The following is a 23,400-nucleotide window of genomic DNA, read 5'->3' as shown; positions in this document are numbered from 1 at the left end:
CTGTCAGTCGCAATGTCCCTTGCACTGCCCGCAGTTACCACCACAGCTTCCTTTGCCGCTTTTTTTATCTTTAATCATACTGCGTACTGCAAGTCCTACCAGACCAACAACGACTACAAGTGTGATAAAAGTTCCCATAGAAACAACTCCTTTCTTTTCAAAAGAGTCCGCATCCTGCAGCGGATGCCGGATACGGACTCTTCATCAGATACATGTTCTCTATCTGTCACAGCAATTATTTGCTGAACATTTTGTTGGTGGAAACGCTCAGAGTTGCGCTCTCTTTGTAAGGTCTTACCAGCAGATATACAAATCCAATGATGAGCAGAACAGCAACTACCGTTCCGATTCCAAAACCGCCGCCGATGAACAGGTTACCGATCTGATAAATGCACAGGGATACAACATAGGCAAGCAGTGTCTGATATCCGATTGCAGTAAAAAACCATTTGGTATTGTTCATCTCACGTTTGATTGCACCCATTGCTGCGAAGCACGGTGCGCACAGAAGGTTGAATACCAGGAAGGAATAAGCTGCTACCGTAGATAAGCTTCCTGCGAGCTGTCCCCAGATCTCGGCACCGTCTTCTGCAACTTCACCAAAGCCGAACAGGATACCGAAGGTACCAACAACGTTCTCTTTTGCGATCAATCCGGAAACAGCTGCAACAGCCATCTTCCAGTCGCCCCATCCAAGAGGTGCAAACAGAGGAGCGATCACGCTTCCGATGGAAGCCAGGATACTGTCATTTAACTGCTCAGCTTCCAGCATTCCGAAGGATCCGTCAACCCATCCGAAGTTCATCAGGAACCACAGAACGATGGTAGACATCAGGATGATCGTACCGGCTTTTTTGATGAAAGACCAGCCACGCTCCCACATGCTGCGGAGAACGTTGCTTACCGTCGGCCAGTGGTAAGCCGGAAGCTCCATAACAAACGGAGCCGGATCGCCAGCGAACAGTTTTGTTTTTTTCAGGATGATACCGGAGCAGATGATTGCTGCGATACCAACGAAGTAAGCACTTGGTGCAACCCAGGAAGCTCCATTAAACAGAGCGCCTGCGATCAGGGCGATGATTGGAAGTTTTGCTCCACAAGGTACAAACGTTGTTGTCATGATGGTCATTTTACGGTCACGGTCATTCTCGATGGTACGGGAAGCCATGATACCAGGAACACCACAACCACTTCCGATCAGCATCGGAATGAAGGATTTTCCGGAAAGTCCAAATTTACGGAAGATACGGTCCATGATGAATGCAACACGCGCCATGTAACCGCAGGACTCCAGAAATGCCAGGAACAGGAACAGTACCAGCATCTGCGGTACGAATCCAAGTACGGCACCAACACCGGCAACAATACCATCCAGGATCAGACCCTGCAGCCAGTCAGCGCAGTGGATCGCGTTCAGCAGATTTTCAATGGCCGGCGGAATGATCTCTCCAAAGAGTACATCGTTGGTCCAGTCCGTTACAAAAGTACCTACTGTTGTGACAGATACATAATATACAACCCACATAACAACCGCGAAGATCGGAAGTGCCAGCCAGCGGTTAGTTACGATCCGGTCGATCTTATCCGATGTTGTCATGGCGTTTTTCTTGTTCTTTGTGACACAGTCACCGATGATGCTGGAAATATAAACGTAACGCTCGTTTGTAATAATACTCTCGGTATCGTCATCAAATTTGTCTTCCAGCTGTTTGATCTCGGCAGATACATCCGGAACGGATTTCATCTGCTCTGTGATCTTATCATCTTTCTCCAGAAGTTTGATTGCAAAGAAGCGTTTCTGCTCATTTACAATATCACTTCCGAGTTTGCTCTCAACGGTGCGGATGACTGCCTCCACATCCTTGTCAAACTCATGAACTGGTACAGCAGCACCTTTTTTCTGTGCAATCTGCACTGCTTTATCAGCAGCTTCTTTGATTCCGGTTCCTTTCAGCGCAGAGATGGTTACAACTTCACAGCCCAGCTTTTTCGCCAGTTTGTCGATATGTATTTTGTCTCCGTTCTTTTCAACAATATCCATCATATTGACAGCCATGATCACCGGAATACCAAGTTCCATGATCTGTGTGGACAGATACAGGTTACGCTCAATGTTGGTACCATCTACGATGTTCAGAATCGCATCTGGTCTTTCATTAATCAGGTAATTTCTGGCTACCACTTCCTCCAGTGTATACGGAGATAAAGAATAGATACCCGGAAGGTCCATGATGGTGACATCTTTGTGGCCTTTGAGCTTTCCTTCTTTTTTCTCGACGGTTACACCTGGCCAGTTTCCTACGAACTGGTTGGAGCCTGTCAGTGCATTGAACAATGTTGTCTTACCGCAGTTCGGGTTTCCCGCGAGTGCAATCTTAATTGCCATTTTTTCCATGCCCCTCTTTCTTTGATTTTTACTGATTTTAATAACTTCACAAGCCTTACCAATATTGGCTACAGCTTGCTTTTGTTAGCATCCGCTAACAAGCAGGCAAAAAAAATTTACTCTACTTCAATCATTTCGGCATCTGCTTTTCTTAAGGATAATTCGTATCCTCTGACGGTTACTTCGACCGGATCGCCGAGCGGAGCAACTTTGCGCACGAATACGTCAACACCCTTGGTGATTCCCATATCCATGATTCTTCTTTTGACCGGACCGGAGCCGTTGAGTTTTACAACTTTAACGGTTTCTCCTACGGAAGTCTCTTTTAAAGTCTTCATCTTCTCTCCTTCTTTCCTATCAAATCAGGATTTTGGCTGCCATATCTTTTCCAACGGCCACCCTGGAATCTTTCACATTCACGATGAGATTGCCGTCGATTTCCGATACGACTGTCACGTTTCCGCCAACGACGAAGCCAAGATTTTCAAGAAATCTTCTGGTCTCTTCTTTTCCGCCGACTTTTCTGATTGTGTAACATTCGCCTGGATTTGCCATCGTTAAAGGCATAGTCAATTACCTCCTGTGTATGATAATGAGTTTCATCTCTATTTCAGTTGTTAGTATATGCTAACGTACGTTAGATGTCAACTGCTTTTTTACTATTTTTTTGTATTTTTTTCTGAAATTTACTCCGTTACTGAGAAAAAGCCTTCGTTAAGAGCCCTGTTTTTTTGAAAAATAAGGCAGAACAGAGAAATTTCGTATCTCCCTGTTCTGCCCTTTTTGCTTTCCATTTCTTTTTAGAAACGGTACATCATCTTATGCCATTTTGCACCGCCATGCGTCGAGTCGGAAAGTTCGATATATTCGTATCCGATCCTTTTGTAGAATGGAATCATATGATCCTTGCACGTAAGAACAACGGCTTTTTTGTCACGCTCTCCTGCGCTTTTTACCATATGACGCATCAGTGCTTCTCCAATGCCCTGTTTCTGGAACTTCGGATTGACGTCCAGTCCGAAAATCATCTGATAATCGCCGTCCGGGTTGTGCAGCGTGGCGTCATGGTAGAGTGCATCCGCCAGATAATCGGTATCCGCACAGCAGCCATTGCAGAAGCCTGCGATTTCGCCGTCTTCAGTTTCCGCCACAAAAAAGCTGTTTTTGCAGGTTTTGTACCGCTCCATGAAGTCTTCATAACCTGCCGCCTCGGCAGCCGGGAAGCATAGCGCCTCCACCTCGGCTACCTTTTTCAGATCTTCCTCTTTTACCGGACGGATCGTATACTTTACTTTTCGTTTTAAATAGGGCTTCAGTCCCGCAACGACTTCTTCCACCGTTCCATCCACGAACGGATTCTTCAGTCCTGCCAGCTCCAGCAGTGCAAAATATCCCTTGCTTCCGCCTGCCTGGCAGAGACGGTAATAATCGTCCCACGCCTTTTCCGGCTCTTTTTTGGAACGCTCAAAGAACTGGAAAGCACAGATCTGTGCCAGCGCATAATCAATATAATAGAACGGGTTCACAAAGATATGCTGCTTCTGCATCCAGAAACCGCCCTCCTCGAGGAACTTGTGGCCGTCATAATTTCTCCATGGCATATAGGTCAGCTCTAACTGATGCCAGATCGCACGGCGCTCCTTGGCCGTCATGCCGATATTTTCAAATACCTTATGCTGGAACTCATCCACACATACCATGTACGGAATCACTTCCAGCGCGCTCATCAGGTGCGCATAACGGTAATCATCTGCTTTCTCTCCAAAGAATGCATTCATCCAGGGGTATGCGAAATGCTCCATTGTCATCGAGTGAATCTCCGCCACCTCGCTTGTCGGGAATACCATATCCATAAACGGAATCTGTTTTGCCGCCGTATACGCCTCGAATGCATGGCCCGCCTCATGAGTCAGAACATCAACGTCCGCGCTCGTACCATTAAAGTTGGAGAAGATGAACGGCGCCTTGAACGTATTCAGAAATGTGCAGTAACCGCCTGTCTGTTTTCCCGGCTTCGTCTCCAGGTCAAACAGCTCATGCTCCACCATAAAATCAAAGAACTCACCCGTCTCTTTCGACAGCTCATGGTACATCTTCTGCGCCTTCGCAACCAGTTCCTCCGTCGTTCCTTCCGGAACCGCATTTCCTTCTGGGAAAATCAGCTCCTCATCGTAATAATGCAGCCGGTCCACTCTAAGCCGTTTCTCCTGCTCCTTCCGAAGCTCCAGGCAGAGCGGTACAATCTTCTCCTTCACCTGCGCACGGAACTTTGCAACATCCTCCGCCGTATAATCGTATCTTCCATAGCTCAGGTAAATAAATTCAATGTAAGAAGAAAATCCCAGCTTCTTCGCAATTTTATCGCGCAGCGGAACCATCTTGTCATACAGCGCATCCAGCTCCCCGGAAATCTCTTCATACAAATCTCCCCATGCCGTCATCGCCTCTTTCCGCATCTGGCGGTCCGTACTCTGCATCGCCTTCAGCAGTCCATAAAAATTACACGTTTCGCCCTTAAATTCCGTCGAAGCATTCGCCGTAATTTTACTGTACTGCTGCGTCAGATTCGCCTCTTCGATCAGATCCTCCACGATACAGTCGTCCGCTAATTTTTGGCCAACCTCCATATTCTTCACAAAAAATTCCCCGAACTCCTCTGCAAACTCTTTGATAAACGGAGACTCCAGAATCACCTTCTCTGCCTTTTGTATCAGCAGATGGATCGCCGGAATCGTCTCATTCCAGAACTGAACCTCTCCTTCATAAAACGAATCTCTGGTGTCCACCGTATATCTTACCTGCGCCACTTCCGCCATTGTCGCCCAGGCATCCTCGCGCGTTTTTTCTTCCATAAAAAGTCCGCGCAGCTCCTCATATGATTTTGCCTCTTTGAGCGCCTTCGTATACGCTCTTACTTTTTCCTGCTCTGCCTCCATGTCCGGCCTTACGTATTCAATTTCCGAAAACTTTTTCATCTTCTCTTACCTCCTTCTATTCCAGAACGCCCAGATTTTTCAACTCATGATAAACCCGGGACGCCGGCAGCCCCATCACATTATAATAGTCTCCCTGGATTCCTTTCACAAACTTTGTCCCAAACACCGTCTGAATTCCGTATCCTCCAGCCTTATCCGACCACACAGGAGCCTCCCCCTCTTTCTCAAGAGCAAGATACCCGTTTATCTCCTCCTCTGTCATCGCATAAAACTCTACATCTGTACGGTCACAGAACGATACCACACGCTTTGCGTCCCCCTCTGTTACCGCAATCGTAACTCCAGTATACACCTGATGCACCCTTCCCTGCAACTGCTGCATCATGCTTCTGGCATGTTCTATCCCTTTCGGCTTGCCAAGGATCTCCCCTTCAAAAGCCACAACCGTATCCGCCCCGATCACAACGGCATCCCCTTCGGTAATCTCCGCAACATCCAGACATTTCAGCCGTGAAAGCTCCTCCACAACCTTCTCCGGTTCCGCAGACGTCACAACTTCTTCCGCCCCTGAAGCCTGAACCTTACACCGTATTCCCAACATCTCCATCAACTCTCTTCTTCTGGGTGACCCCGAAGCCAATATCACTTTCATCCTGCTGTCTCCTTTATTTTTTCTTTCATGACATGCATTTTTTTCACACCATGCAGCGGTCCGCGGGAATGTGCGGCTTGCGCCAGATGGCCGGATAAAATAAGTACGCGAACAAACACAATCCACTCGTGTCCGTTCCCGGCGTACTTATTTTATCCAGATGCCTGAATTTCCGTCTTATGCAAAGCAAAACGATAAGCCGGGTTATGTCGTGTGTAATCATCTATCCAATGGAACTGTCGCCAGTCCCCTTAAGCGACCCACCTGAAAACATGACGGGCAGCCATATACGTTTTCTATTCGGTCTTGCTTCGGATGGGGTTTACATGGCTTTCTCTGTTACCAGAGAAACGGTAGTCTCTTACACTGCCTTTCCACCCTTACCAGGAAAAACCTGGCGGTATCTCTCTGTTGCACTATCCCTGGAGTCGCCTCCGCCGGACGTTATCCGGCATCCTGCCCTGCGAAGCCCGGACTTTCCTCACCTGGCCCCTTTCGGTCCTGCCAGCCGCGATTACATATCTTACTTTGTCAAAAACGGAACATCAGACAGTTAATAATCTTACCACAAACTCTCTTTCTTGTCCATCCCCAAATCGCAGATCCCACAAAGCCATACAAAACAGCCTTTCACACATCAAAGCAGCTTCCCCCCACAAACTCCCGCAGAATCGAATTCTTGGGAATATCCTCAATCGGCACTCCGACAAAATAATCCAAAAACTTCAGCAGCCGCTTTGCCTCCTGGTACTCCGGCTCTCCCTCCTCAATCTGGAACAGCAGCGGTTCCGCATACAGCTTCAGAACCGAAAGCTCATACACCAGCGCCGAATTAAACATCACATCCGCCTTCTCCTGGTTCGGAAAAATATTCCGATCCTCGCCGCGGCGCACCGACGGCCACATCGCAATCGTCTCCTTCGCCGACGTTGCCCGCGTCCGGCTGTCGCGCACCATCCGCCGGATCAGACGTCCGTCCGTCGTCGGAATCCGGTTGTGCTCATCCACATTGATCTGCGTCAGCGCACTGATATAAATCCGGAATTTACTTTCCGAAGGAAGCGACCATGTCAGTTTTTCATTCAGCCCGTGAATCCCCTCCAGCACCAGCACATCAGTCTCCTTCATCTGAATAAAATTCCCCTTGTACTCGCGCTTGCCCGTCTTAAAATTAAAATACGGCAGTTCCACACGCTCTCCGTTCAAAAGTGCTGTCATATCCCGATTCAAAAGCTCGATATCCAGTGCTTCCAGGCATTCAAAATCATAATCGCCGTTTTCATCCCGCGGCGTATCTACCCGGTTCACATAGTAATTATCAAGGCTGATCGGATGCGGCGTCAGACCATGCGCTGAAAGCTGGATGGAAAGCCGGTTGCAGAACGTTGTCTTTCCGGAGGAAGACGGCCCCGCAATCAGCACAAATTTAACCTGCTTTCTTTCCGCAATCTGCTCCGCAATCTTCGCGATTTTCTGCTCCTGCAGCGCCTCCGCAATCAGCATCATCTGCTGAATATTGCCCTTTGTGATGCGTTCATTTAAGTCGGCAACCGTGGAAATTCCCATCTGCTCACCCCAGCGCTCCGATTCCCGCTGCACCTGGAACACCTTCGGGGAGAGATTCGCCGCCGGCACCGTCTCCGGCGCCTTTTTCTCCGGCATCTGCAGCACAAAGCCGTCATCGTATAAATAGAGATCAAAATACTTCAGATAACTCGTATCATACGTCATAAATCCATAATAATAGTCTTCAAAATCCCCGAGACTGTACAGATTCACACGGGAGACACGGCGGTAACGGAATAAGCGGTCTTTATCCGTCATGCCATGCAGCCGGAACCGTTCTCTCGCCTCGTGCGTATCGACACTCCGCTTATAAATCGGCACCGCCTTTTCCACCTGTTCATGCATATACGCTTTTACTTCGTCCAAAAACGCCTGATTCAGCGTGATATCGCCGTCCACCGTGTAGAAAAAGCCCGAACCCGCCGAAAAATGCAGCATCACATGGCGGATCTTATCGTAGCCTCCCACATGATACACCGCTTTTACCAGCAGAAGAGAAAGACTCCTCTGATACGTTTTATGTCCGATCTCATCCTTCGTTGTCACAAATTCCAGTTCACATTTTTTTTTCAGCTGTTTGTGCAGCTCCCGCAGCCGTCCGTCCACTTTCACAAGGACAATCGGCGCGTCCATTGTTTTTTCAAAATCCTTTGCAATCTCATAATAAGAGCAATTTTCCGGATATTCGTATCCTTTTCCATCAATTGTTACCTGAATCAATTGTAATTCCTCCTTCTTGCAAAACTTTCTGAAAATTCAGAAGTGACAGAAAAGGCGCGCCCGAAAATTACAACTGCTGAAATTTTCAGACACGCCCCTCTTGTGCAAACGCTGTCGTTACATCGTATGGAAACGCGCAAGCGCAGATTCCAGTACTGCCTCTTTTTCTTTTAATTCCCAAAGGCGCTGTGCTGCCTTTTCACTGGAGTGATCCGAAAGCTGGCGGATCAGCGTCTGGTTCTGCTCCTGCTGTTTCAGAAGGTATTCCCTCAGCACCGGATTTTCCTTTTCCAGAAGGCGCGGTCCATAGAAAAGCTCCTCCGCCTTCAGATTCTCCTTTTCCCCTGGCACTGCCCGCAGAATCGGATAATATTTTCCATCCTCCTCTACAAAATTCTCCTGTGCAAGGAAAAATCCGTGTTCCAGAAGCCATGCACGCACGCGGTCGATATCCGACTGCGGCTCCAGGATCAGCTCCCGAAAACCGGACAGCAGCGGCTCACCTTCGCTTAAAATTCTTATGGTAAGCCCGCCGCCCATGCCCGCGATGAGAAGAGAATCACCCTCTCCCGCACGCAGGGCATGGAGTCCGTCGGAAAGTCTTGTTTCTATGTAGTCCCCCATCTGGTACTGCGCAATATGCTCCCTGGCCCGCTCCAGCGGTCCGCGGTTCACATCCATGGCGATTGCGGAGGAAATCTTCTTCTGTTCCAGCAGCGCAATCGGCACATAACCGTGATCTGTTCCCACATCGACCAGGCAGCCGCCCGGGGTGACAAACTCCGCTACCGCGGAAAGTCTTTTTGATAACTGCATTTTCCTGTCGTCCTTTTCTTCCTCGCAGATTAGTCCAGGTAATCTTTCAGCTTTCTGGAACGGCTCGGATGGCGCAGTTTACGGAGCGCTTTCGCCTCAATCTGACGGATACGCTCTCTTGTAACGTTGAACTCTTTACCAACCTCTTCGAGGGTTCTCGCACGGCCGTCATCGAGTCCGAAACGGAGACGCAGAACCTTCTGCTCACGGTCAGTCAGCGTGCTTAACACATCCTCGAGCTGCTCTTTCAGCATGGTGAATGCTGCCGCGTCTGCCGGTACCGGCACATTGTCGTCCTGGATGAAGTCACCGAGGTGGCTGTCCTCTTCCTCACCGATTGGTGTCTCGAGTGAAACCGGTTCCTGGGAGATTTTCAGGATCTCACGCACACGCTCTACAGACATGTGCATCTCCTCTGCGATCTCTTCCGGAGTAGGTTCGCGGCCTAACTCCTGCAGTAACTGACGGGAAACGCGGATCAGCTTGTTGATGGTCTCTACCATATGAACCGGAATACGGATCGTTCTCGCCTGGTCTGCAATCGCTCTTGTGATTGCCTGGCGGATCCACCATGTTGCATAGGTGGAGAATTTGTATCCCTTGCGGTAATCGAATTTTTCAACCGCTTTGATGAGGCCTAAGTTACCTTCCTGAATCAGATCCAGGAACAGCATGCCGCGGCCGACATAACGTTTTGCAATGGAAACAACGAGACGAAGGTTGGCCTCTGCCAGACGTTTTTTCGCATCCTCATCGCCCTCTTCCATTCTCTGTGCCAGCTTGATCTCTTCCTCTGCGGAAAGAAGCGGCACTTTACCGATCTCTTTTAAGTACATGCGGACCGGGTCCTCAATGCTGATGCCTTCCGGAACGGAAAGGTCGATGTTTTCCATATCGATCTCTTCTTCCTCGGAAAGGTCGATGTCATCGTCGTCCAGAAGGAGAAGATCGCGGTCTGCCGCATTTGGATCCTCGGTCATATCGGAGAGGCGCAGTACGTCGATACCGCTTGCCTCCAGGTATTCAAATACCTTCTCCATCTGCTCCGCATCCAGCGGCATATCGCGGAAAAAGTCGTTGATTTCCTGATATTCCAGGACGCTCTTTTTCTTTTTGCCGTATGCTACCAGCTCTTTTAATTTTTCCATAAATTTTGCTTTATCGAACTCCATTGACTGTCCATCCTTCCATAGCTTGTATATATTCTGTCCCTGCCCTGCGAAATTAAACACGCAGAACAGAAGATTCCAGGGTTTTTCTTTGGTATCCAGGCCTCCTTAAAAAGCGAAATCCGGAAGTTCCCCTGCTTTCCACCGCTCCAGGCTCTTTTTGTCCGCCATCAGCTTCTGCAGCGCCGCCATATCGGTCACATTCATATGTGCCGACTGATACGCAATGCTGTTTTCTTTCATATTGCAGATCACATCATGCAGCGCGCGCCGTTTTTCCTCCTCTGTCTCCAGCGGGATTCTGGCATTAAAAAGGCCTGCAACTTCTTTCTGCTCCTCGGAATCAACAAACTGATTCAAAAGCTTTGCCGGATTCACCCCGCCCTCGTGATACTGCAGCACAATCATCTCTGCAATCTGGCGGTAAAGAGGTGTGGTAAAATCCTCCGGCGTAATATATTTTTCCAGTTTTCCAATGAGCGCCGGATAAGAGGTCATCCATGTCAGCATCAGCTCTGTGCTTTTTCGACACCGCCCTCTTTCTCTTTTTTGTTTGCGGCTGTATTCCGCGGCTTGACACGCTCCGTCCTTCCGGCTCCTGATAGTGCCATCTGACCGACCTGCTTTCGCAGTACTTCGACGGCAATCCCGTATTTTCCTGCCACTGCCTCAAGATAACTGTTCCGCTCGATCTCATCCTCGATTGCAACGAGACGACGCACCGCCTCATGCAGGAAATCGGATTTGCCCTGCGGGTCGGCAAGGTCGAAATCGCGTTCCTTCATGCGGATCTCATACAAAACGCTGTTCTCCGCCTCTTCCAGACGTTTTTCGAACGCTTCGCAGCCCTCGTGCTGGATAAACTCATCCGGGTCCTTATACGGTCTCAAATTGACGACACGCGTTGTAAGACCAACCCCTTTGAGCATCGGAATCGCACGAAGCGCCGCTTTGACGCCTGCCTCATCGCTGTCATAGATCACAAGAACCTCGTCGGTATACCGTTTCATCAGCCCCGCCTGCAGCGATGTGAGTGCTGTTCCAAGAGAAGCTACCGCGTTATTGAATCCTGCCTGGTGCATGGAGATGACGTCCATATAGCCCTCGCAGATAATCAGATTTTTTCTCCGTGAAGAGCGCGCCAGATGCAGCCCGTAGAGATTGCGGCTCTTATCGAAAATCTTTGTCTCCGGCGAATTCAGGTATTTCGGCTTTCCATCCCCCATCACACGGCCTCCGAAGCCGATGACACGGCTGTTGGCATCCATGATCGGGTAAATGACACGGTTCCAGAACTTGTCCTGCATGCCATGCACCTCGTCCGCCAGAAAAAGGCCCGACTGACGCAGGATTTCATCGTCATACCCTTTTTCTTTTAAGAAACGGTACAGCAGGCTTCCATACTTATCTGAATAGCCAAGGCCGAATTTTCGAATCGTATCATCCGAAAGGCCGCGCCCCTTCAGGTAATCGTAGCCCTGCTTTCCGCGCTCGGTGTGGAGCTGGTAATAATAGAATTTCGCCGCCTGCTTATTGATCTCCAGCAGCGTATTCTTTAAATCCGCCTGCTCCTTTGCTTCTTTCGAATACTCCATCTGCGGAAGCTCCACCCCGGCCCGGTCGGCCAGAAATTTCAAGGCTTCCACAAACGTGAAGTTTTCGTATTCCATCAAAAATGTGAAAACATTTCCTCCGGCTCCGCATCCGAAGCAGTAATACATCTGCTTTCCTGGGCTGACGGAAAAGGAAGGGGACTTCTCATTGTGGAACGGGCAGAGCCCGAAGTAAGAGCTTCCTCTTCTTGTCAGCTTTACGTAGCCGGATATCACATCTACGATGTCATTTTTCATACGAATCTCTTCCACTAAATCATCGGAATATCGCATTTTTTCCTCCCTGTATCTAATAAACCGCCCAGGCTTTCGGCACGAACAGCTCCTCGTATTTGTGCATGGAATACTGATCGGTCATACCGGCAATGTAATCGCATACTACCTGTGTCTTGTCCTCGCCGCACCCGATCAGATTCCGGTACTCGCGGGACATCTGTTCCGGGTGCTCCTGGTAGTAGGTGTAGAGGGAAATCAGCATCTTCTTTGCCTTCTCCTCCTCTTTTTTCGCCTCCTGGTTGCGGTAGACGTTCGCGAACATCAACTCCCGCAGCATGCGCATTCCCTCGGCAATCTCCGCCGACTGGCGCACATACTCCGTTCCGCGGCTCTGCTCCACAATGTCGTGGATCAGCGTATTGAGCCGCTCGCGGCATGTATCGCCAAGGACGACGCGGATCGTAATCGGGATGTCATCCTCGCTTAAAATGCCGGCACGGATGGCATCGTCCATATCGTGGTGGATGTAGGCGATCTTGTCGCAGAGACGCACAACCTGTCCCTCCAGGGTCGACGGCTTTCCCGCCGTGCGGTGGTTCAGAATTCCATCCCGCACTTCCCAGGTCAGGTTCAGGCCCTGTCCTTCCTTTTCCAGAACCTCCACGACACGGACGCTCTGTTCCGCGTGGCGGAAGCCCCCGGGATGCACCGCATTGAGCGCCGCTTCCCCGGAATGGCCGAACGGCGTGTGTCCGAGATCGTGGCCGAGCGCAATGGCTTCGGTCAGATCCTCATTCAGATTCAGCGCCCGCGCAATCGTGCGGGCAATCTGGGACACCTCGAGTGTGTGCGTCAGGCGGGTCCGGTAATGATCGCCCTGCGCAGCAAGAAACACCTGTGTTTTGTCTTTCATCCTGCGAAAGGCTTTGGAGTGGAGAATCCGGTCCCGGTCTCTCTGGTAGACGGTGCGGATGTCACACTCCGGTTCATATCGGTCCCTTCCTCTGGAATTCCGGCTGTGCGCCGCATAAGGACTCAGCTTCTGAAATTCCCGTTCTTCAAACGATTCTCTCAAGTTCAAACGAAGACCACCTCTTTCCCGGTAATATGCCTGTAACAGTTCTTTTCATTGTCCTCCTATTTCCTATATTCGGTGCCCGATTCCGATTTCCTTTTTTATTTTTCAAATTTTTCAAATTTTTTCAAAAAAAGTGTTGACGGCTTACAACTCTGGTGCTATAATACATCTTGTCGTCAGCGAGATGACAAAAACTTAAAGAACATGCGGAAGTGCTGGAATTGGCAGACAGGCCAGACTAAGGATCTGGTGGTCATTGCGATCGTGTGGGTTCAAGTCCCATCTTCCGCAGAACGAAAACCCTTGTGCATGCAAGGGTTTTTTCCTGCTCAAAAAAATCAGAGGAAATTCCTTTCCGGATCCCTCTGATTTCTTATTTTTCTTTTTTTCAGAATTTTCTCTGCAATTTCTGTTTTTACAGGTTCGGTCTTACAATCTTCGGTGTATAGCCAGCCTCTTCCAGTGCTTTGACAATACGGTTCTTGTGATCGGTGCCGAATGCCTCCATTGTGATGCGGAGCTCTACTGCAGCACTTCTGTTCGTTGTGAAGAACTGGTTGTGGTCCAGTTTGATGACGTTTCCGTTCTCGTTTGCAATCACCTGGGAAACGCGTACCAGCTCGCCTGGTTTATCCGGCAGAAGAACGGATACAGTAAAGATACGGTCTCTCTGGATCAGTCCGTTCTGGATCACGGAAGACATGGTGATGACGTCCATATTTCCGCCGCTTAAGATCGAAACAATCTTTTTGCCCTTGACATCCAGATGCTTTAATGCAGCCACAGTCAGAAGACCGGAGTTCTCGACGATCATCTTGTGGTTTTCTACCATATCAAGGAATGCTACGATCAGCTCATCATCATCCACAGTAATGATCTCGTCCAGGTTCTGTCTTACATACGGGAAAATCTTGGTTCCCGGTGTCTGTACTGCAGTACCGTCTGCAATTGTGCTGACAGGAGATACGGTCGTTACCTCGCCTTTTTCAAAAGAAGCCTTCATACAGGCTGCTCCGGACGGCTCAACACCGATGACTTTGATGTTTGGTTTCAGCAGTTTTGCCAGTGTGGAAACACCGGTAGCCAGTCCGCCTCCTCCGATCGGAACAAGGATATAATCTACGAGCGGAAGCTCCTGAATCACTTCCATAGCGATGGTTCCCTGGCCGGTTGCAACGGTCAGATCATCGAACGGGTGAATAAAGGTATAGCCATGCTCTGCTGCAAGCTCGTATGCTTTTGCACATGCCTCATCGTACACATCTCCGTACAGAACAACCTCAGCGCCGTAGCTCTGGGTACGCTCTACTTTGATGAGCGGTGTGGTCGTCGGCATCACAATGACAGCCTTTGCACCGTAGCATTTTGCCGCATACGCAACGCCCTGTGCATGGTTTCCTGCCGATGCGGTGATCAGTCCTTTTGCGCGCTCCTCTTCACTTAAGGTGCTGATTTTGTAATAGGCACCGCGCAGCTTATAGGCGCCGGTCAGCTGCATATTTTCCGGTTTTAGTAGACTTTATTTCCCGTCTGCTCGCTGAAATATTTGCTGTAAACCAGTTTGGTCTCCTGTGTTACTTTTTTTACAATTTCAGACGCTTCCTCAAATTTCGGGAGTGTCAGCATTTCTTCTGCCATAGTCTTTTCTCCTTGTTGTCTTTTTAAGCATTCTCTTCGGATGTATGGAACAGTGCATTTACAAACTGGTCTGCATCAAATTTCTGCAGATCGTGGATGCTCTCGCCCACGCCGATGTATTTGACCGGAATATCAAGCTCGGACTGGATGGCAACGGCGATACCGCCCTTTGCAGTTCCGTCCAGCTTCGTCAGAATGATACCGGTGACATTTGCCACTTCCGCAAACTGTCTTGCCTGCTGCAGCGCATTCTGGCCCGTGGTACCATCCAGCACCACCAGCGTTTCCAGGTATGCCTCTGGGTACTCTTTTTCCAGAATCCGGTAAATCTTGTGGAGCTCTTCCATCAGGTTCTTCTTGTTGTGAAGTCTTCCTGCCGTATCACAGATCAGCACATCCGCATTTCTGGCTTTTGCCGCTGCGACTGCATCGTACACGATGGACGCCGGATCTGCTCCGTTCTGTCCGCCGATGATATCCACGCCGGCGCGGTGCGCCCACTCCGTGAGCTGCTCGCCTGCCGCTGCACGGAACGTATCTGCTGCCGCAAGAACAACCTTTTTGCCCTGATCCTTCAGAAGGCCGGCCAGCTTTCCGACGGAGGTCGTTTTTCCGACTCCATTGACACCGATCACCAGCACTACCGATTTCCGGTTTTCAAATTCATAGGCTGTATCGCCTACATCCATCTGTTTTTTGATGCTCTCGATCAGAAGCTGTTTGCACTCTGCCGGATCGGTAATGTGCTCTTCTGCCACCCGCTCTTTTAAGTGGTCAATAATTTTGGTCGTTGTATTGATGCCGATATCTCCCATGACGAGAATCTCCTCGATCTCCTCATAAAAATCGTCATCAATATTGGAATAGCCGCTGAAAATAGAATCAATTCCAGCTACAATGCTGTCTCGGGTCTTCGTCAGACCGTTGACAAGACGTTTGAAAAAGCCTACTTTCTCCTCCGCCATACCGTTCGCCTCCCTTTATCTTTTCTATCTTACTTCTTTCGTATTGTATCTTATTCGTTTCTATTTGTCCAGTTCTCCCTCGATCAAATCGACAGAAACAAGGGTAGAAACACCCTTCTCCTGCATCGTGATGCCGTACAGACGGTCTGCCGCCGTCATCGTACCGCGCCTGTGGGTGATGACGATGAACTGGGTATTTTTTGTCAGCTTATGCAGATACTGTGCAAAACGCGTTACGTTGGAATCGTCGAGCGCCGCCTCGATCTCGTCAAGTAAACAGAACGGGGACGGCTTTAAGTTCTGGATTGCAAAAAGCAGCGCAATCGCGGTCAGTGCCTTCTCGCCTCCGGAGAGCTGCATCATATTCTGCAGTTTCTTTCCCGGCGGCTGGGAAATGATGCGGATACCTGCCTCGAGTACATCCGTGTCCTCCTCGAGTTCCAGCGTTCCCTTTCCGCCGCCGAACAGCTGGCGGAACACGCGGTCAAACTCTTTCCGGATCTCCTCGAATTTTTCCGTGAACTGCTTGCGCATACCGGCATCCAGCTCATCGATGATGCCCTGCAGTGTCTCTGCCGCCTTGACAAGATCGGTGTGCTGTGCATCGAGAAAGGCGTGGCGCTCCGAAATCTCTTTGTACTCCTCAATCGCATTCACATTGACAGAGCCAAGCTTCCGGATCGCATCTTTTACTTCCAGCACACGCCGCTTTAATTCACTACGCTCCGGAATCTCCTCCATCTGGAACTCTCTTGCGTGGCCCGGTGTCACTTCGTACTCTTCCCAGAGATACGAGGTCTGTGCCTCTTTTGTCTCCTCCAGCTTTTCTTTCTGGCTGTTCAGACGGAAGCACTCTTTGTCCATCAGGGAAATCTGGTCGGAGAGCTGATCCCGCTTCTCGAAAAATTCTTTGTGATCTGCGCTTAATGCTTCTTTTTTCTCCTGCAGTTCCACAATCCGGCGGTCTTCCTCTTCTTTTGCCTGCACTGCTGCTGCAATCGTCTTCTGGATCTCCACGATGTCCTGCTGTTTCCTTTTGACATCGTCTTTTTCCTCCGCCGCTTTTTCCAGCATGGTGCGGCTTTCCGCTTCCAGTTTTCCCGTCTCTTCCTCAAGACGGCGGATGTTCTGGGCAAGGAATCCATCCTTCTGGGACAGATTTGCGTAATTTAACCGGATTTCTTCAAGATCCTTCGTATATTCTGCTTCCCGGCGGCGAAGCCCTGTAAGCGCCTCCTGTGCCTTCTGGATATTCTCCTGCAGCGTGCTTTCCCGCTCCACCGATTCCTGCATTTCCTGACCGATGACTTTCCGGTTCCGCTCAATCTCGGCGATCTGATTTTCAATCTCGAGACTCTCCTTCTGAAGCGCTTCAAAATCCAGACGGATTTCCGTCTTTTTCTCGCGCGCTTTTTCCAGATTCAGGCGCACCGTATTCTGCTCGATGTACTGCCGCTGCAGTTTTTCATTCAGCTCGGTGCGGAGATCACGGATTTCATTCCGCTTATTTTTCTTCTCTTCAAGTTCCTGCTGGATTTCCCGCAGTTCCTTCGCAAGACCCTGTACGCTCTTTTCGAGTTCCTCAATCTCACGCCGTCTTCCGAGCAGGTTGCTGTTGTTCCGGAACGAACCTCCTGTCATGGAACCGCCCGGGCTCAAGAGCTCGCCCTCGAGGGTTACCATGCGGAGCGTCTGACGGTATTTCCGCTGAATCACAATGGCATGGTCGATCGTGTCGACCACCAGCGTTCTTCCAAGCAGCTGTGCCACAAGGCCCTCATACACCGGGTCGTACGAAACAAGTGCATTTGCCACACCAAGCACACCGGTTTCTCTTGCCGCATCCTCATTCACCTGCGTTTTTTTCCCGCGCATACTGGTGAGCGGAAGGAACGTCGCACGGCCGAAATGGCCCCGTTTCAGGTATTCAATCAGGTATTTCGCCGTCGCCTCATTGTCGGTGACAATATTCTGAATGCTGCCGCCAAGTGCGGTCTCGATCGCCGTCTCGTACTTTTTCTCCGCCTGCAGAAGATCCGCCACAACGCCGTGGATGCCGGGATTCCGGTCTTTCTGCTCCATGACCTTCCGAATACTGTTTCCATAGCCGTCGTACCGCTCGGTGATGTTCTTTAAGGATTCGAGCCTTGACGCTTCTCTGTGGTAATTGGTCTGGCCGGCTTCCATCTCTTTCGTCTGGTTCGAGAGATCCGCCGTCAGCGCGGTAATCTTCTGATCTGCCTCCTGGTACTGCTGTTTCAGGCTGCTTACCGTCTCTTCGAGCGCTTCAAACGCGTTCTGCAGTTCTTCCATCTGCCCGTTCTGTTCGGACTCGCTCGTCTTTAAATGCAGCACCCTCTGGCTTAATTCTGCCTTTCGGATGCCGATCTGCTCGAGCATCGCATCGTAGCGCTGCATTTTTCCCTTCGTGGAACCCCGCTGGTTCAGAAGGCCGATGACTTCGCTCTTATCCTGTTCACTCTGCAGCTCGACTGCCTGGATCTGCCCCTGGCATTCCGAGAGAGCGGCCTCTTTCTCACTCTTTTCCGTCTCTGACGCAAGAAGTGCTTCATGAAGCCCGTCCTTTTCTGCCTGATATGTATTTTTTTCTGCCGTCTTTGTGCGGCTCTCCGCGCGGATCGCCTCCAGACGTTCTCTTAATGTGTCGCTGTTCCTCTCCGATGCACGAATCTGCTCATTCAACACCTCGATCTGGTTTTCGAGCTGCTGACGTTTCAGTGCATTCTCCCCCGCCTGATCGCGCGCAGAAAGAATCGTCTGGTCCAGTTTTTCCTGCTCCTGTTCCAGCTTTTCATACTCCTGCTTCGTATGCTCAAAAGCCTCTTTCGTGCTCTTTAACTGCTCTTCTGTAATCCGGTACCGGTCTTCTACTTTCGCGAGATCGTTCCGGATGCGCTCCATCTCGAGCAGAAACATATTGATATCGAGGAGCTTTAATTCCTCTTTCTTCTTTAAATAAATCTTTGCCGTCTCAGACTGGCGTTCCAGCGGCTCTAACTGCCTTGTCAGTTCCGAGAGAATGTCGTTGACGCGCACCAGATTCTGCTGCTCTTCCGCCAGCTTCTTTTCGGTCACGGCCTTCCTTCTCTTGAATTTGACAATTCCTGCCGCTTCGTCAAACAGCTCCCGGCGCTCTTCCGGCTTACCACTTAAAATCTTATCAATCTGACCCTGTCCGATGATGGAATAGCCTTCTTTTCCGATACCGGTATCGTAGAACAGCTCGTTGATGTCCTTTAACCGGCACGATGCGCCGTTCATCAGATACTCGCTCTCACCGGAGCGGTAGAGCCGTCTCGTCACCGTGACTTCCTCGAAATCGACATTCAGCTTGTGGTCGGAATTGTCGAGTGTAATTGCAACCGACGCGTAGCCGAGCGGCTTTCTCGTCTCGGTTCCGGAGAAAATAACATCCTGCATATTTCCGCCGCGGAGCTGCTTGGCGCTCTGTTCGCCGAGCACCCAGCGCACCGCATCGCCAACATTGCTCTTTCCACTGCCGTTCGGCCCTACAACGCCGGTAATACCGTCGTGGAACTGCAGAATGGTTTTGTTGGCAAACGACTTAAATCCCTGCATTTCAATGGATTTGAGATACATAATTCACCTACGCTTTTTTTCTGGCAAGAATTGCATCGTATGCCGCTGCCTGTTCTGCCGCTTTTTTCGTTCTGCCCTTTCCGGTACCGAGCGCTTTCTTTCCGACGCTGACCTGTGCCCAGAAGCTCTTGTCGTGATCCGGTCCCTCTTCTTTTAAGATGGTGTAAACAATCTCTTCATCCGTCTCACCCTGGATCAGCTCCTGCAGAATCGTTTTGCTGTCGTAGAAAAGCTGTTTGTGTTCGATATCGTTTAAGATATAGTTCAGAACGAACGCTTTTGCCGGTTCAAAGCCGCCGTCCAGGAAAATCGCACCGATCGTTGCCTCCATAGCATCCGAAACGATGGAATCGCGGTGACGGCCGCCGGTTGCCTCCTCGCCCTTTCCAAGGAGCAGAAAGCTGCCAAGGTCAATCTCACGGGCACAGAATGCCAGTGCCGGTTCACAGACGAGGCTGGCGCGTTTTTTCGTCATCTCGCCCTCCGGGAGACGCGGGAATGTCTTGTATAAAAATTCGCTGGATACAACTTCCAGCACGGCATCTCCTAAGAACTCCAGACGCTCGTTGCACTCCAGGCGCTCCATATGGTGCTCATTTGCGTAGGAAGAATGGCGCATCGCCATCTCCAGCAGTCCGAAATCCTGAAATTTATACTGGATCTTCTTTTCCAAATCCACGAGTTTATCAATATTATTCATAACCTGTTTTAAGCCTGTCCTTCCTCATAGTTACCGTTTGCAGGTGTTCTGCGGACGGTAACAAAGGGGCTGTCCTGTAGCAAACAGCCCCTTCGCCATTTTCTATTATTCTGCCAGTTTCTTTTTGATCGCTTCCACCGCATCCTCAACCGATACGATGTGCTCTGCTTCTTCTGCTTCGATCTGGATATCAAATTCTTCTTCAATTCCCATCACAATCTGAAATACATCCAGGGAATCCGCTCCCAGATCATCTGTAAAGGTTGTCTCCATGGTTACTTCATTCGGATCTACGTTTAATACATCCGCAATGATCTCCTGTAATTTCTCAAATTCCATCTTTCGCTGCCTCCCTGCTGCTCTTATAGTCTGCCAGATGCTCCTGCACTTTCTGCGGAATCTTCTCCTCGCTAAATGAAATGCACTGGAGAATGGAATTTTTAAATTCGTTGGCTTTTGAGCTTCCGTGCGTTTTTACAACGAGTCCTTTTAAGCCAAGCAGCGGTGCTCCGCCGTACTCACTGGCATCAAAAGACTTCAGTGTCTCTTTCAGCGCCGGTTTCACAAGAAGGGCTCCGATTTTACTGCGCAGAGATGTCATCATGCCCTGTTTTACCTTGGAAATCAGGGTCGCGCCGACGCCTCATACAGCTTTAAGATAACGTTTCCGACAAACGCCTCACAGACAACAACGTCTGCGGCTCCGTTTGGAATTTCTCTTGCTTCGATACTGCCGACAAAGTTGATATACGGGTTTTCTTTCAGAAGCGGATACGTCTCTTTGACGAGCGCGTTTCCTTTTTCTTCTTCCACACCGATATTCACGATTCCCACACGCGGATTTTTAATGCCGACAACGTGTTCCATATAGATGGAACCCATCATGGCAAACTGCACCAGATGGGACGGTCTTGCATCAACATTCGCACCGCAGTCGATCAGAAGGGATACACCGTCTTTCGTCGGGATCAGCGGAGCCAGCGGCGGGCGCTCTACGCCCTTGATGCGTCCTACGATCGTCTGTCCGCCGACCAGGACTGCTCCGGTGCTTCCGGAGGAGACAAACGCGTCTGCCTCTCCGCAGCGCACTTTTTTCATGCCGACAACGATCGAAGAATCTTTTTTGTGGCGGATCGCATTGACCGGCGGCTCTCCCGTCTCAATGATCTCGGTTGCCGGAACGATCTCAACCCGCTCCTTCGGGTACGTATATTTCTGCAGTTCTTTTTCGATGACATCCACCTGGCCGACCAGCTGGACTTTGACACGTTCATCTGCGTTTACGGCCTCAACGGCGCCTTTTACCGGCTCCACAGGCGCATAATCGCCGCCCATCGCGTCCACTGCAACTCTGACTAAGTCACTCATGTTTTTTCCTCTTTTCTCTTTTCTAAAGCGCGTTTGAAAACTCTTTTTCTTTCAAAAAACCGTTTTCAACCACGCTCTAAAAGCACTCATGCAAGTGCTGTATTAACTATACTAAACTCCTTTGCAAAAATCAAGCACAAATGCCCATCCGCGCTTTCTCCTGTATTCCAAAAAAGCGGGTGGATTTATCTTTCCAAAATCCACCCGCTCTGTTTTATCTTATTTTTCTTAAGAAACCTTGACTCCGCTCGAATTCATCTCATGACCGTCTATGGTTGTATTCCGTGCCATGACACCGGTATCCGGATCCAAATAATATTCCTCACCATCCTGCGTGAACCAGCCGGTCTGCATCTGACCGTTGTCCGCCAGATAATACCATTCTTCTCCGCTCCAGTACCATCCTGTCACCATGTATGAATTTTCATCAAACACGTACCAGTAGCCGTCGATATTCTGCCAGGTATTGGTTGCATAGCTTCCATCATTATTCTGATACTGCCATCCGTTTTCATTCTGAACCCATTTCCCTGCCGGAATTACCGTAACTTCTGTTACTGTACTCGTCGCCATGGAAACGGTATTTCCAACCGTGTTTGTTGCCACAACGTAATAGTAATCTTTGCCCTCCGCCGAAGTATCGACCTGGTATGTCACTTCTGTTGCGCCTTCAATCGGCGTTCCTCCGCCGTTGGAATTTACGTTGTTCTTATACCACTGATATGTTACTGTGCCTTCTCCCGTTATTCCTGCCTCACAAGTCAGCTTTCCAGATGTATTTCCAACGGGAATCTGCAGGCTCTCCACCGGATTTACCGAAAAAACCGGCTTTTCCAGATTGGCATCTACATGAACAGCATCGCTGTCCTCTTTTGAAATATCTACACTGGCCGAAGACGAAACCGTCGTCTCAGTTCCCATCATTTTATCCATCAGACTGTCTGTGGAACATCCTGAGAGGAATACTACACTGCACATGCATGCTGCCAGAAATATGATTCGTCTATTCTTCATATGCTTTGCACTCCTTTTTTATAATTGTTACGAAAATGTTGCAATATTGTTTCAATTCTCACCGAGACCATTATAGCACATCACGACACACCACGTCAAATCTTTTATATGACGCTTCCAGACAACCCGCAGAGACAACAAAAAAGCCCCCGGTGACGGGAGCCTTTTGCTGCATTGCACATCGGAACTGATTCCGATTTATGAATATTAGTCCATTGCAACGACTTCTTTTTTGTTGTAAGAACCACAAGCTTTGCAAACTCTGTGCGGCATCATAAGAGCACCACATTTGCTGCATTTTACAAGGTTCGGAGCAGACATTTTCCAGTTTGCTCTTCTCTTATCGCGTCTTGCTTTGGAAGATTTATTCTTAGGACAAATGGACATAGTTACACCTCCTTAAATTTGCTGAATATATCTTTGATTGCAGCCATTCGGGGGTCTAGCCCTGTGGTATCACAATCACAGGTCTGAATATTCAGATTCGCACCACAACGGCTGCAGATTCCTTTACAGTCATCTTTACACAGCACTCGAATCGGCCATTGGACTATGAGCTCATTACGAACCAGTTCTTCCACATCGAGCTCGTCTCCCTCCACAAACGAAGAGTCCTCTTCTTTTTTCTCGCGTTCTTCCTCTGACAGATTCAGATCAATCTGCAGATCGAACTCGAGCTGGAATGGAGTCGCTACCGGTGTCAGGCATCTTGCACATGGAATCTCCATTGTAAGGTCTGCGCTGCCGGTGATCGTGATCACACGATTGCCTTCATGCGTAAGGCCAAGGATAACAGGATGTTTTTCGATTACCCGATAGTCCTGCCCGCCGATCGAAAAAATTTCGGATGTAAGCGGAATTTCATACTTTTCGGACTTTCCGTCCTGCGCAAATAACTTGGTCAGACTGATTTTCATATTGTTCTCCTAATCACACTTTACC

The 23,400-nt window shown here is 49.6% G+C and carries 17 protein-coding genes, 1 tRNA gene, 1 other RNA gene and 3 pseudogenes; 1 reads left to right on the top strand and 21 read right to left on the bottom strand.

Going from position 1 to position 23,400, the window contains the following annotated elements; all coding sequences use genetic code 11:
- Positions 1–3 precede the first annotated feature (3 nt).
- The 12 genes and pseudogenes from DWZ60_RS09780 to DWZ60_RS09725 form a co-directional block, all read right to left on the bottom strand.
- Positions 4–138 (bottom strand): FeoB-associated Cys-rich membrane protein, encoded by a 135-nt coding sequence (locus tag DWZ60_RS09780; RefSeq protein WP_022462747.1) that lies wholly within the window; start codon positions 136–138, stop codon positions 4–6.
- A gap of 97 nt (positions 139–235) precedes the next feature.
- Positions 236–2,386, bottom strand: coding sequence for a ferrous iron transport protein B (gene feoB, locus DWZ60_RS09775; protein WP_022462746.1), 2,151 nt, complete (start codon positions 2,384–2,386; stop codon positions 236–238).
- A gap of 116 nt (positions 2,387–2,502) precedes the next feature.
- On the bottom strand, positions 2,503–2,724 hold the full coding sequence (locus DWZ60_RS09770; RefSeq protein ID WP_022462745.1) for a FeoA family protein: 222 nt from the start codon (positions 2,722–2,724) through the stop codon (positions 2,503–2,505).
- A gap of 19 nt (positions 2,725–2,743) precedes the next feature.
- Positions 2,744–2,953: a FeoA family protein gene (locus DWZ60_RS09765; RefSeq protein ID WP_022462744.1), complete on the bottom strand. Its 210-nt coding sequence runs from the start codon at positions 2,951–2,953 to the stop codon at positions 2,744–2,746.
- Positions 2,954–3,186: 233 nt separating this feature from the next.
- Positions 3,187–5,361, bottom strand: a complete 2,175-nt coding sequence (locus DWZ60_RS09760; protein WP_117802555.1) for a M3 family oligoendopeptidase — start codon at positions 5,359–5,361, stop codon at positions 3,187–3,189.
- Between the two features lie 16 nt (positions 5,362–5,377).
- Positions 5,378–5,974, bottom strand: coding sequence for a Maf family protein (locus DWZ60_RS09755; RefSeq protein WP_117510305.1), 597 nt, complete (start codon positions 5,972–5,974; stop codon positions 5,378–5,380).
- A gap of 179 nt (positions 5,975–6,153) precedes the next feature.
- Positions 6,154–6,504: RNase P RNA component class A (gene rnpB / locus DWZ60_RS09750), an RNA gene on the bottom strand.
- Between the two features lie 100 nt (positions 6,505–6,604).
- Positions 6,605–8,260 carry a nucleoside kinase gene (locus tag DWZ60_RS09745; RefSeq protein ID WP_242991187.1) on the bottom strand — a complete coding sequence of 552 codons (1,656 nt, stop codon included), beginning with the start codon at positions 8,258–8,260 and terminating at the stop codon, positions 6,605–6,607.
- Positions 8,261–8,377: 117 nt separating this feature from the next.
- On the bottom strand, positions 8,378–9,076 hold the full coding sequence (locus DWZ60_RS09740) for a tRNA (adenine(22)-N(1))-methyltransferase (protein ID WP_022462740.1): 699 nt from the start codon (positions 9,074–9,076) through the stop codon (positions 8,378–8,380).
- A 29-nt stretch (positions 9,077–9,105) separates the two neighbouring features.
- Positions 9,106–10,248 (bottom strand): RNA polymerase sigma factor RpoD, encoded by a 1,143-nt coding sequence (gene rpoD, locus DWZ60_RS09735; RefSeq protein WP_055228389.1) that lies wholly within the window; start codon positions 10,246–10,248, stop codon positions 9,106–9,108.
- Positions 10,249–10,353: 105 nt separating this feature from the next.
- Positions 10,354–12,131, bottom strand: a pseudogene (dnaG, locus tag DWZ60_RS09730) (DNA primase).
- Between the two features lie 16 nt (positions 12,132–12,147).
- A complete protein-coding gene (locus DWZ60_RS09725; RefSeq protein WP_117802556.1) occupies positions 12,148–13,155 on the bottom strand; it encodes a deoxyguanosinetriphosphate triphosphohydrolase in 1,008 nt (335 codons plus the stop codon).
- 203 nt (positions 13,156–13,358) lie between these two features.
- On the opposite strand from DWZ60_RS09725, the gene DWZ60_RS09720 reads away from it, so the two are divergent.
- Positions 13,359–13,443 (top strand) — tRNA-Leu (locus DWZ60_RS09720).
- Between the two features lie 124 nt (positions 13,444–13,567).
- Here DWZ60_RS09720 and ilvA read toward each other — a convergent pair.
- The 9 genes and pseudogenes from ilvA to DWZ60_RS09675 all read right to left on the bottom strand — a co-directional run bounded on the left by ilvA (position 13,568) and on the right by DWZ60_RS09675 (position 23,375).
- A pseudogene (gene ilvA, locus DWZ60_RS09715) lies at positions 13,568–14,778 on the bottom strand (threonine ammonia-lyase).
- A 35-nt stretch (positions 14,779–14,813) separates the two neighbouring features.
- Entirely contained in the window at positions 14,814–15,755 is a 942-nt protein-coding gene (gene ftsY / locus DWZ60_RS09710) for a signal recognition particle-docking protein FtsY (RefSeq protein WP_022462735.1), read from the bottom strand.
- Positions 15,756–15,815: 60 nt separating this feature from the next.
- Positions 15,816–19,376, bottom strand: coding sequence for a chromosome segregation protein SMC (gene smc, locus DWZ60_RS09705; RefSeq protein ID WP_119221581.1), 3,561 nt, complete (start codon positions 19,374–19,376; stop codon positions 15,816–15,818).
- A gap of 7 nt (positions 19,377–19,383) precedes the next feature.
- Entirely contained in the window at positions 19,384–20,076 is a 693-nt protein-coding gene (gene rnc / locus DWZ60_RS09700; RefSeq protein ID WP_055228392.1) for a ribonuclease III, read from the bottom strand.
- 105 nt (positions 20,077–20,181) lie between these two features.
- On the bottom strand, positions 20,182–20,415 hold the full coding sequence (acpP, locus tag DWZ60_RS09695; protein WP_117802558.1) for an acyl carrier protein: 234 nt from the start codon (positions 20,413–20,415) through the stop codon (positions 20,182–20,184).
- Positions 20,405–21,444, bottom strand: a pseudogene (gene plsX, locus DWZ60_RS09690) (phosphate acyltransferase PlsX). The gene acpP and the pseudogene plsX overlap by 11 nt, the downstream one beginning before the upstream one ends.
- A 228-nt stretch (positions 21,445–21,672) precedes the next feature.
- Positions 21,673–22,458 carry a hypothetical protein gene (locus tag DWZ60_RS09685; protein WP_055218872.1) on the bottom strand — a complete coding sequence of 262 codons (786 nt, stop codon included), beginning with the start codon at positions 22,456–22,458 and terminating at the stop codon, positions 21,673–21,675.
- Positions 22,459–22,665: 207 nt separating this feature from the next.
- Entirely contained in the window at positions 22,666–22,845 is a 180-nt protein-coding gene (rpmF, locus tag DWZ60_RS09680) for a 50S ribosomal protein L32 (protein ID WP_022462729.1), read from the bottom strand.
- Between the two features lie 2 nt (positions 22,846–22,847).
- A complete protein-coding gene (locus DWZ60_RS09675) occupies positions 22,848–23,375 on the bottom strand; it encodes a YceD family protein (RefSeq protein ID WP_117802560.1) in 528 nt (175 codons plus the stop codon).
- Between the last annotated feature and the right edge of the window lie 25 nt (positions 23,376–23,400).

It is taken from the genome of Blautia sp. AF34-10 (genome assembly GCF_003477865.1).
GTDB lineage: Bacteria > Bacillota > Clostridia > Lachnospirales > Lachnospiraceae > Fusicatenibacter > Fusicatenibacter saccharivorans.
The sequence above is the reverse complement of the archived record's forward strand: the minus strand, read 5'-3'. Positions and strand labels throughout refer to the sequence as shown.

Excerpts from the sequence above, each read along its gene's own strand:
- DWZ60_RS09780 (WP_022462747.1), bottom strand. The coding sequence starts at position 138 with ATGGGAACTTTTATCACACTTGTAGTCGTTGTTGGTCTGGTAGGACTT.
- feoB (WP_022462746.1), bottom strand. The coding sequence starts at position 2,386 with ATGGCAATTAAGATTGCACTCGCGGGAAACCCGAACTGCGGTAAGACA.
- DWZ60_RS09770 (WP_022462745.1), bottom strand. The coding sequence starts at position 2,724 with ATGAAGACTTTAAAAGAGACTTCCGTAGGAGAAACCGTTAAAGTTGTA.
- DWZ60_RS09765 (WP_022462744.1), bottom strand. The coding sequence starts at position 2,953 with ATGCCTTTAACGATGGCAAATCCAGGCGAATGTTACACAATCAGAAAA.
- DWZ60_RS09760 (WP_117802555.1), bottom strand. The coding sequence starts at position 5,361 with ATGAAAAAGTTTTCGGAAATTGAATACGTAAGGCCGGACATGGAGGCA.
- DWZ60_RS09755 (WP_117510305.1), bottom strand. The coding sequence starts at position 5,974 with ATGAAAGTGATATTGGCTTCGGGGTCACCCAGAAGAAGAGAGTTGATG.
- DWZ60_RS09740 (WP_022462740.1), bottom strand. The coding sequence starts at position 9,076 with ATGCAGTTATCAAAAAGACTTTCCGCGGTAGCGGAGTTTGTCACCCCG.
- rpoD (WP_055228389.1), bottom strand. The coding sequence starts at position 10,248 with ATGGAGTTCGATAAAGCAAAATTTATGGAAAAATTAAAAGAGCTGGTA.
- ftsY (WP_022462735.1), bottom strand. The coding sequence starts at position 15,755 with ATGGCGGAGGAGAAAGTAGGCTTTTTCAAACGTCTTGTCAACGGTCTG.
- smc (WP_119221581.1), bottom strand. The coding sequence starts at position 19,376 with ATGTATCTCAAATCCATTGAAATGCAGGGATTTAAGTCGTTTGCCAAC.
- rnc (WP_055228392.1), bottom strand. The coding sequence starts at position 20,076 with ATGAATAATATTGATAAACTCGTGGATTTGGAAAAGAAGATCCAGTAT.
- acpP (WP_117802558.1), bottom strand. The coding sequence starts at position 20,415 with ATGGAATTTGAGAAATTACAGGAGATCATTGCGGATGTATTAAACGTA.
- DWZ60_RS09685 (WP_055218872.1), bottom strand. The coding sequence starts at position 22,458 with ATGAAGAATAGACGAATCATATTTCTGGCAGCATGCATGTGCAGTGTA.
- rpmF (WP_022462729.1), bottom strand. The coding sequence starts at position 22,845 with ATGTCCATTTGTCCTAAGAATAAATCTTCCAAAGCAAGACGCGATAAG.
- DWZ60_RS09675 (WP_117802560.1), bottom strand. The coding sequence starts at position 23,375 with ATGAAAATCAGTCTGACCAAGTTATTTGCGCAGGACGGAAAGTCCGAA.